This window comes from Streptomyces sp. rh34 (genome assembly GCF_002551245.1).
GTDB lineage: Bacteria > Actinomycetota > Actinomycetes > Streptomycetales > Streptomycetaceae > Streptomyces.
On the sequence record NZ_NTGZ01000495.1, the window covers coordinates 1 to 1,958 of the forward strand.

1 protein-coding gene and 1 pseudogene are annotated in these 1,958 nt (G+C 73.6%); both read left to right on the forward strand.

What is annotated here, in order from left to right; translation table 11 throughout:
* Positions 1-658 (forward strand): annotated as a pseudogene (locus CR470_RS37610) (hypothetical protein); the annotation flags it as partial.
* Positions 655-1,866 (forward strand): JmjC domain-containing protein, encoded by a 1,212-nt coding sequence (locus tag CR470_RS37615; protein WP_097872225.1) that lies wholly within the window; start codon positions 655-657, stop codon positions 1,864-1,866. The pseudogene CR470_RS37610 and the gene CR470_RS37615, both read left to right, overlap by 4 nt.
* Positions 1,867-1,958 lie beyond the last annotated feature (92 nt).

Genomic DNA, 1,958 nt, shown 5'->3' on the forward strand with positions numbered 1-1,958 from the left:
AGATGTGTATAAGAGACAGCTCCTGTACTGGCCCGGCGACCAGCGGCACGTGGACACCTACCGCGAACGGTGCGTCGCCCTGCGCCTGCGGATCCCGGTCGACCGGGGGCTGCCGTTCACCGCGCTGCGGGACCTGCTCGCCGACCTGGTGCACACGGACCGGGGCAACGACGAGACCGTGCCCTGCTTCCCGTTCGGTCCCGGAACCCGTATCGACGACCGGGACGGCGTGCTTCCCCGCCTGACCGCGCTCGGCGACGAACTGCGCAGAGCCGTGGAGGGCGAGAAGCTGCGCAGGACGCTGCGGATCCGCTGGGCCGCGCTGCGCTCGGCCGCCGGGCTCGAACCGATTCCGGTGCCCCGCGAGGGCGTCACCATCACCCGGGACACCCGCTTCCGCCGCACCGGCGAGATCGTCCGGATGCCCGACGGACCCACGCACGACGTCTGGGCGGTCGACGGGAACGTCTTCACCCTGCCGAGAGCCGCCGGCGACCGGGTGTACGCCGCCCTGGGCGACGGCGAGGAGACCGGGGCCGACGACGTCTGCCGCGCCCTCGCCGCGGGCGACGACCGGAACGACCGGACGGTGCTCGCGCTGCTCGACAAGCTGTACCGGCTGCGCGGCATCGACGTGGCCGAGGAGACGGCACGATGACGCTGACCATCGAGAAGTCCTTCGACTGGGACACCTTCGCCGACCGGTTCTGGGACCGGGCGCCCGTGCTGTACAAGGGCCTCGACACGGCGCCGTTCGACGCGTCCGAGGTGTTCCGGGCCGCCGTGCTCGGCAGCCGCCCGCCCCACCCGCTCGCCGTGCCGGGCAACCTCCAGTTCCTCGTACGGCGGCGGCAGCAGACCCGGCCCCACGACTACCTGCCCGAGCCGCTCGACGGTTCGCTCGACGGCTACGAACGGCGCATGGCCGACCGGCTGGACGGGCAGCGCTACGCCCTCGTCGTGCACCGCTTCCACTCCTTCTCCCACCCGCTGTGGGACCGCGCGCGGCGGTTCTACGCCGGGCTGTGGGAGCGGGTCGGCCAGCCCACGCACACCGCCGGTTCCACCCTGTTCCACGGCTCCTACGAGCACAGCCCGGTCGGCGTGCACCAGGACCGCTTCGCCACCTTCATGTTCTGCGTACGCGGCGTCAAGCGGATGCGGTTCTGGGCCGAGCGGCCCTGGTCGGACCCGGTGCACACGGTGCTGGACTACCAGCCGTACCTGGCGTCCTCGTTCGTGGCCGAGGTCGAACCGGGAGACCTGCTGTACTGGCCCGCGCGCTACTACCACGTGGGGGAGAGCGCCTCGGACGCCCCGGCGACCAGCGTCAACGTGGGAATTCCGCGTCGCGAGCACCGGCCGTACTACGAGATCAAGGACCTCTTCCGGGGCACCCGGCCGGTGGCTTCCGCCCCGTTGTTCACCCCGGACGCCGGGCCGGGCGGCCGGCTGGCCGGTGAACTGCCCACGGCCCTCGCCGACGCCGTGGACGCCTTCGCGGAACACCTGGACCAGGACCGGTTCGCCGACCGGGCCACCGCGCTCGCCCTGCGGGTCAGAACGGCGGGCGGCTTCTGGCCGACCGAGCCGCCCGCCGCGCCGCGCCCCCTGGACGACGACACCCCCGTACGCGCCTGCGCCCCGCTGCTGCCCGCCCCCGGCGAGGGCCCGCGCGCCCGGTCCGCCAACGGTCACGTCACCACCGGCGCGACCAGCGCCGAAGCCCACGCGGTGCTGCGCCGGCTGGACGCCGGTGAGACGGTGCGGGTCCGTGAACTGCCCGAGGCCCGGCGCGCGGACGTCCGCCGCCTGCTGCAGGAACTGGAGAGCTTCCGTGCCGTCACCCGCCTCGACACCCACTGACCGGACGTCCGCCGATCCGACGCCCGGGCCGGCCGTGCGCGGGCCCGCCCACCGGCAGGCCGCCGCCCGGATCCTGTCTCTTATACACATCT